General features: G+C 32.0%; 6 protein-coding genes. 1 reads left to right on the plus strand and 5 read right to left on the minus strand.

Translation table 11 applies throughout. From position 1 onward, the window contains the following. Positions 1 to 476: 476 nt before the first annotated feature. The 5 genes from L8W57_RS07720 to ileS form a co-directional block, all read right to left on the minus strand. Positions 477 to 1,265 carry a carbon-nitrogen hydrolase family protein gene (locus L8W57_RS07720; RefSeq protein WP_133319794.1) on the minus strand — a complete coding sequence of 263 codons (789 nt, stop codon included), beginning with the start codon at positions 1,263 to 1,265 and terminating at the stop codon, positions 477 to 479. Then, entirely contained in the window at positions 1,258 to 1,431 is a 174-nt protein-coding gene (xseB, locus tag L8W57_RS07725) for an exodeoxyribonuclease VII small subunit (protein ID WP_039628709.1), read from the minus strand. The genes L8W57_RS07720 and xseB overlap by 8 nt, the downstream gene beginning before the upstream one ends. Next, positions 1,431 to 2,882 (minus strand): IMP dehydrogenase, encoded by a 1,452-nt coding sequence (gene guaB, locus L8W57_RS07730; protein WP_263662313.1) that lies wholly within the window; start codon positions 2,880 to 2,882, stop codon positions 1,431 to 1,433. The genes xseB and guaB overlap by 1 nt, the downstream gene beginning before the upstream one ends. A gap of 10 nt (positions 2,883 to 2,892) precedes the next feature. After that, positions 2,893 to 4,257, minus strand: a complete 1,365-nt coding sequence (gene gatA, locus L8W57_RS07735) for an Asp-tRNA(Asn)/Glu-tRNA(Gln) amidotransferase subunit GatA (protein WP_263659656.1) — start codon at positions 4,255 to 4,257, stop codon at positions 2,893 to 2,895. A 99-nt stretch (positions 4,258 to 4,356) separates the two neighbouring features. Further along, entirely contained in the window at positions 4,357 to 7,122 is a 2,766-nt protein-coding gene (ileS, locus tag L8W57_RS07740; protein ID WP_263662314.1) for an isoleucine--tRNA ligase, read from the minus strand. A 100-nt stretch (positions 7,123 to 7,222) separates the two neighbouring features. Between ileS and L8W57_RS07745 the strand changes: the two genes are divergently transcribed. Continuing rightward, entirely contained in the window at positions 7,223 to 8,314 is a 1,092-nt protein-coding gene (locus tag L8W57_RS07745) for a CinA family protein (protein ID WP_133319790.1), read from the plus strand. Positions 8,315 to 8,327 lie beyond the last annotated feature (13 nt).

Consider the following 8,327-nt stretch of genomic DNA (forward strand, 5'->3'; position numbering starts at 1 on the left):
TTAATTTAAAAAATAAAATTGCAAAATATTTTATAAATAAATAAGGAGTAAAATTTGATCAATCCACTAAAAGTTTTTAGCACTATAAATCTAGTGTGGCTTATAAGACATTATGTGTTTGCAGCATGTATTTTTTTTATTTTACCACTCCACTATCTAGCAGCATTTCATTTTTTATTATGTTAGGAATTAATTTTTATTATTTCCTTTTGCATGTTTTGTATGGAAAGAACTAAAAAATATACTGCTTGGAGATAATGTATTTTTTATCAATACTCTTTTTTTAATCATTGCAAAAATAGTTATAAAATTTTTATTATTTATGCTTGTCTTGCCAATTGGAATAATAGGATTTCCAATTCTTTGGCTTATAGTTAATAAACAAAATAGTTAAATCCAAATTTACTATATTAAATTGTTAATTCTAACAAATTATACTTTATATTAAAAGTATAATTTGTGTTTTAAAATATAAGCTATTCTTCATAATTTTTCACAAGCTTATCAAAGCCCCATAAATTTCTAGCTTCATTTGCCTTACTAACTTCCACTACAAGCATTTCTTCTTGATCGCCAAGTTGCTCTTGCACTTCGCCAAAAGCATTAATAAAAAAGCTATCTCCATAAAATTTCCACTCATTTTCTTGCTTTAAATTACCTATACGATTAACCCTTAAAATGCTTGTTGAGTTTAAAAAGGCTCTTGTTTTTAAAAGTTCTAGCCATCTTTGATTACTTTCAAAGGTGCTAGCTGTGGGAATGATGACTAAGTCTATCTTTTTTTTCATGATCATTTGCCAAAAGATATCAAAATGTGCCTCAAAGCCAAAAAGCAAAGCACATTTTAAGCCCTCATGTGTGAAAGTAAAAAGTTTAAGCTTATCAGCTTTTTTATTGTTAAAAAATTTTTCTTCATTCCAGTGTGCATAAGGCATTAAAATTTGTTGCTCATACACTTTTACATTTTGTGGACCTACTTTTAAGCATAGTTTTTTTAAACCATCATTTTCAACACTTATGAAAGGTGCAATAATATTTAAATCATATTTTTTAGCAAGTTTTATCAAGCTTGCTTTTTTGCTTTGACTTTGTTCTTTGATCATGCTTTTTGGCATAGTTTTTAGCTCACTAAAAAAGCTATTTAAAACATACTCACCCAAAACCACCAAATTCGCACCACTTTCCTTAGCAGCTTTTAGATAATAATCAAGCCTTGATTCACTCAAAGCCAAAGTGGGAAATTGTAAAGCTACAACGCTACTCATCTACTTGCTCGATTTCTAATTTAGCATTTTCAAGCATAGTTCTTGCTTGCTTGATACTTTTTAAGCCTTCTTTATAAATTTCTACGCAAGTTTTAAGGTCCAAATCTTTATCATTAAGTTTTTCCAAAGAAAGTTCAGCTTGTTTGATATGATCTTCAAATTCCATTAATTACTCACCTTATAATTTGGCGCTTCAGCAGTGATAGTTACATCATGCACATGGCTTTCTTTTAATCCTGCTGCAGTGATTTCTACAAATTCAGCTCTTTCTTGGAAAGCTTTGATATCTACTGCACCTACATAACCCATAGAAGATCTAAGCCCACCTAAAAGTTGATGTACTACACTTTTTATACTTCCTACATAAGGCACCCTACCTTCAATACCTTCAGGTACAAGTTTATCTTGAGCTGTACCTTCTTGGAAATATCTATCTGAACTACCTTTTTGCATAGCACCTAAACTTCCCATGCCACGATAACTCTTATATTGTCTTCCTTGATAAGTAAATAACTCACCTGGACTCTCATCAGTTCCTGCCAAAAGTGAACCTATCATCACACTACTTGCTCCTGCTGCGATAGCTTTTGCAATATCACCTGAGTATTTTATACCCCCATCAGCGATTATTGGCACGCTGTATTTACTCGCTTCTATTGCACATTCATCTATAGCTGAAATTTGAGGTACACCCACACCTGAAACAATACGAGTGGTGCAAATACTACCAGGTCCTATACCTATCTTAACAGCGTCTGCACCTGCTTCACATAGATCTTTAACTGCTTTAGCACTTGCAACATTTCCTACTATCACATCTACATTAAACTCAGCCTTAATTGCTTTTAATGTATCAATAATCCCTTTAGAATGTCCATGCGCACTATCCATTACTATAACATCAACTTCAGCTTCTACTAAAGCCTTTACGCGATCAAGCTGACCCACACCCACGGCTGCAGCCACTCTTAATCTTCCATAGGCGTCTTTATTTGAATTTGGATATTCTTTGCGTTTTTTCAAATCTTTTATAGTGATTAAACCTTCTAAGCGATTATTTTCATCTACGATTGGAAGTTTTTCTACTTTATTAGTAGAGAAAATCCTTTCTGCATCATCTAAAGTAGAACCTTTTTTAGCAGTGATTAAAGGCATTTTTGTCATTACATTTTCTACTAAATTATCAAAGTTAGTTTCAAATCTTAAATCGCGATTAGTTAAAATTCCTATTAAAATTTTATTCTCATCTACCACAGGAACGCCTGAAATTCTATATTCAGCCATGAGTTCTAGTGCTTCTTTAACACTTGCTTTAGGCCCTATATAAATAGGATCCATAATCACGCCACTTTCACTTTTTTTAACTCTTTTTATCTCTCTAACTTGTGAAGCTATGTCCATATTTTTATGGATTACCCCTATGCCACCAAGCCTTGCCATCATAATAGCTGCTCTATGTTCAGTAACTGTATCCATAGCAGCTGAAATCAAAGGCATATTTAAGGTGATATTTTTTGTAAGTCTTGTTTTAATATCTACTTCTTTAGGTAAAACCTCAGAATATTGAGGGACTAGTAAAACATCTTCAAAAGTCAAAGCGCGTTTTATGATTTTCATAATTTTTCCTTTATTTGTTTTTGATAATTTCTTCCAAGCTCAAAGCACCATCTAATAAAGTTTGCTCATCATAAGCTTTGCATATAAGCTGAGCAGAAATACTAAGTCCATTTTCATTTTTTCCTACTGGCACACTAATGCCACCAAGTCCTGCTAAATTCACTGAAATAGTAAATACATCTTCTAAATACATTTGCACTGGAGTTTTTATATCGTTAAAACCAAAAGCAACGCTTGGAGCAACTGGCATAAAAATCAAATCACAATCGTTTAAAATTTCTTCATATTTTTGCTTGATAAATCTTCTAGCCTTTTGTGCTTTGATGTAGTATGCATCATAATAGCCACTACTTAAAACAAAGGTTCCTAGTAAAATTCTTCTTTTTACTTCCTCACCAAAACCTTCACTTCTGCTATTTACATACATTTGACTAAGATTGTCACATTTTTCACTTCTTCTACCATATCTTACACCATCATAACGGCTTAAATTTGCACTTGCTTCAGCTGCTGCTATGATATAATAAGCCGCAACATCAAATGTAGAATCCATTAAGTCTTTATAAACAATCTCATGGCCATTTGCTTTTAACATATCTATAGTTTTTAATAAGGCTTGTTTTACATCATCATTAGTTTGTTCTATATAGTTTTTAATCACAGCTATTTTTAGCTTTTTATTTGCATTTAGCTTTGGCGTAGTTGGTTCAAAAGCTATGTTTACACTTGTGCTATCTTTTTCATCATAGCCTGCAATAGCATCATATAAAATTGCAGCATCTTCAACATTTTGCGTTAAAACTCCTATTTGATCAAGGCTTGAAGAATACGCTGCTAAACCATACCTGCTAACTCTTCCATAACTTGGCTTAAACCCAACACAACCACAAAAAGCAGCAGGTTGCCTTACTGAACCACCTGTATCTGAACCCAAACTTGCTAAAGCTATCCCTGCAGCAACCGCAGCAGCACTCCCCCCACTACTTCCACCTGGAACTTTAGTATTATCAAGCGGATTTAAAGTCTTACCATAAAAAGAAGTTGCACTTGTACTTCCCATAGCAAACTCATCCATATTACATCTTCCAAATGGAGTAAAATTATTTTTGCGTAAATTTACAATAGCGCTTGCATCATAAGGAGCCACATAGCCTTGTAAAATTTTAGAGCCACAAGTTAATTCCCAATCTTTTACACTAATATTATCTTTTATAGCTACTGGTACGCCAGTACCTGAAGTGCTTAAGTCTTTATTTAAAAACTGCTCTACATAAGCACCTAAATGCTTTTGCTGATGTGCTTTTTCATTTAATTCTTTTTTTAGATTTTCTAATTCTTCATTTGAAAATTTCAAAGCTTCTTTTAAAGTTACCATTATTTATCCTTAAATTTTTTAACCAAATAAAACAAAAAAAGCGTGATAAATAAAAAGCTCAATAAAGTAATCACTACCACGCTAAAAGGTAAAGCTTGCTCAAACATTTTTTGCTTTTTCCACACTATTACATCTTGGACATAAACATTCTTCTTCTTTTGCTAAAAATTTCCAACATCTTGGACACTTGCGCAATAAAGAACGCACGATTTTAAAACTATGATCATCTATTTTAAACTCACTCAAAGCTTCTTTATCATCTAAGCTTTCTATAGAGCTTACCATAAACCAATCAGCTACTTCTTCAATATCTTCACTCAAAAGCTCATTTGCACTTGTTTGCAAGCTTAACTCTAAGGTTGATTTGATGATTTTGTCTTTTTTTAATACATCTACAAGCTCAAAGAATTTTTCTCTTGATTTTATAAATAAATCATCTTCGATTTTATACTCATAATCAAAGCCATTTTTTAATACCAAATCAAACACATCTTTAGCATTTTCTTTAATAGCCACATTTGCATGTTCTAAAGCTTCATCTATAGTGTAAGTTAAACTTGGAGCTAAAAGCGCAAAAAGCTTTCTAGCTATTAGCACCATAGCACTTTGCGCGCTTACTCTCTTTGTGTCATCTTTTGCATTACAATACAATCTATCTTTGCACACATCTAAGTAAATTCCACTTAAATCCGCACTTAAGAAATTTAAAAGCACACTAAAGCCTTTTGCAAACTCATATTTTTCAAAAGCAGCTTCACATGCTTCAAAAGCAACTTTTGCACGCATTAAAATCCACTTATCTAAAAGTGTGAAATTTTTTGTTTCTAAAAATTCCATATCATTAGTATTTGCAAGTAAAAATCTTATAGTATTTCTTATCTTTCTATACTGCTCGCTTACTTGTTTTAAGATATTGTCTGAAATTTTTAAGTCCGTTGAATAATCACTAAGCATTATCCAAAGTCTTAAAATTTCTACCCCATAATTTTTAGCTACATTTTGAGGTAAAATCACATTACCCTTAGATTTACTCATTTTTTGACCCTTTTCATCTACGGTAAAGCCATGAGTAAGTATGTTTTTATATGGGGTTTTGTGATTGATCGCAGTAGAAATTAAAAGTGAGCTTTGAAACCATCCACGGTGCTGGTCACTTCCTTCAAGATACATTGAAGCTTGATATTCTCCTGCATCATATCTTGCTGAGTTTAATACTGCTTCCCAAGTACTACCACTATCAAACCAAACATCTAAAATATCATAAACTTTTTCTAAATTATTTGGATCATATTTGCTATTTGGCGGTAATAAATCTTTTATTTCTAAATCCCACCACGCATCAGCTCCATTTACTTCAAAAATTCCCACCAAATGATCTAAAACATCATCATCAAAAATCACTTCTTTGGTGTTTTTATCTCTAAAAAATGCGATAGGCACACCCCAATCTCTTTGTCTTGATATACACCAATCAGGGCGATTTTCTATCATAGAACTAAGTCTTTTTACCCCACTTTCTGGGTAAAATTTCACATTATTTAATTGCTCTAGTGCTAGTTCTCTTAAAGATTTTCCATCTAATTTTTTCTCATCCATTAAGATAAACCATTGTTTTGTAGCTCTATAAATAACCGGTTTATGTGTTCTCCAACAAAATGGATAAGAATGTATAAATTTAGAACTTTCAAGCAAAGCTTCGCCAAGCAATTCTAAAATACGCTCATTTGCTTTAAAAATATGAAGTCCTATAAACTCATTTAATAAATGCTCTGGCAAAAGCCCTTTAGCTCTTAGTGTTTCATCATAACACCCACCATCATCTACTGGCATAATCACTTCAATGCCATATTTTAAGCACACATAATAATCATCCTCACCATGACCCGGTGCAGTATGTACAAGCCCTGTTCCACCTTCCATTAAAACATGATCGCCTAAAATAAGAGTGGATTTTCTTTGATTGAGTGGATTAATAGCACTTAAATTTTCAAATTCAGAACCTAAAAGTTCTTTTTGAATTTTTCCTTGAGTGAAGTTTTTATTAATCATATTTTCAAGCAAGGCTTTAGCAAAAATATAACCTTCTTCAGTGATAACATATTTTTCATTTGGATTTAAAGATATAGCTTGATTTGCCGGTAAAGTCCAAGGCGTGGTAGTCCAAATGACTGCTTTAGCTTTTTTTACACCTAGCTTTTCAAGGGAAGTTTTATCAAGCTCAAAAGCTACAAAAATAGAATAATCTTCTTTGTCTTCATACTCTACTTCAGCTTCTGCTAATGCACTCTTAGCAGCCCAACTCCAAAAAACAGGCTTACTTCTTTCTAGCAAAAGTCCTTTTTTAGCGATTTTACATAAAGCTTTGTAAATATCTGCCTCAAAAGCATTTTTCATAGTCAAGTATGGCTCATCCCAACCAGCAATCACACCCAAAGACTTAAATTCATCTCTTTGGATATTTACAAATTCTCTCGCATGCTCTCTGCAAAACTCACGAATTTCTTTTTTGCTTAAACTTTGCTTTTTATCTTTAAGTTTAACTTCAACTTGCTGTTCTATCGGTAAACCATGACAATCCCAACCAGGAGTAAAACGCACTTTTTTACCTTGAAAATAATGCATTTTAATGATGATATCTTTTAAAATTTTATTTAAAGCATGGCCAATATGCAAATGTCCATTAGCATAAGGAGGGCCATCATGTAAAGTAAAACTCTCGCTTATTCCTTGTCTTTTTTGTTTCATTTTTTCATAAGCATAGTTGTTTTCAAACCACTTGCTAAAACGCTTAGGCTCAAGCTCTGCTAAATTTGCACGCATTGCAAAAGTCGTATTTGGAAGCAATAGCGTATCTTTATAATCCATATAATCCACCTTGAAAAATTTAAAAATAGTAAATTCTACTTAAAATACTTTTAATTTGCACTTATTTTTTTGTTATAATCGCAATAAAAAAAGGAAAATCATGAAACATCTCATCATCATTATAGGCAATGAAATTATTATTAATGAAAATTATATGCGTTATATACAAGAAGAATACAAAAAGCAGTTTTTAGAGCTTCATGAGTTAAAATTTATAAACAAACCTGATAAAGAACTTCCTTTTTTACTTGAAAAACTTTCTAAAGAATATAGCTATATAACCATTTTTAGCATTAGCGAATACTATGCAACCATAGCTAAAATCATAGCAACCTTAAATGATGATGTTTTAATCTTAGAAAATGATACCCTAGTACCTTCAAAAGCTTTGCGTGAAAAAAATTCCTTTTTAAGTTCTTTTGAGCAATGCCATATTAATTTATTAAATATAAATATAGAGCAAAAATTGCCTTTGATTTTGCAAAATCCTGAACTTGACTATGCGTATTTTTGTCTTTTAGATATAGATGAAATGAGTGCAAATATCTTACTTAGCACACTTACTACTTCTTTTGAAATTCAAACTTGCTCAAGTGCATTATTAGATAATCTCATTTGCATTAGAGCAAGCGCTAGTCAATATGGAAAACTAGAAGGCTTTTTAAAAGGGGTTTTCAAACTTTTTGCAGGAAAAGTATTTTTAGGAAATGATCCTATTAAATTTATAGCCAAAAAACTTTTAGAAAAAAACTTAAAAATTTCCTTTGCAGAAAGTTGTACCGCAGGACTTTGTGCTTCAAAATTTGCTGAAAATTCAGGAATTTCTAATGTGTTTGAGGGTTCTTTGATCACTTATTCTAATCGTTTAAAAAATTCTTGGCTTGGGGTGAGCAATGATACTTTAGAAAGTGTTGGGGAATATTCTGATCGTTGTATTTATTTTATGTTAAAAGGGGTTTTTAAAACCACAAATTGTGATTTTGCTTTAGCGCTTAGTGGGGTAGCTGGAGAAGAAAATGATAAAAATACCAAAGCAGGCACCATCTACATAGGAGCTATGTATAAAGATGGAACCTTTTTACAAGAATGCATTCATATACAAGGCAATAGAAACTATACAAGAGAGCAAGCTAGTTTGGCTGCATATTGTTTAATGCTTAGATTAAAACCTGAAATTTTCTTTGGTGTTTAATTATAAAAGCGGT

Source organism: Campylobacter sp. IFREMER_LSEM_CL1890 (assembly GCF_025772045.1).
GTDB classification, from domain to species: Bacteria; Campylobacterota; Campylobacteria; order Campylobacterales; family Campylobacteraceae; genus Campylobacter_D; species Campylobacter_D lari_D.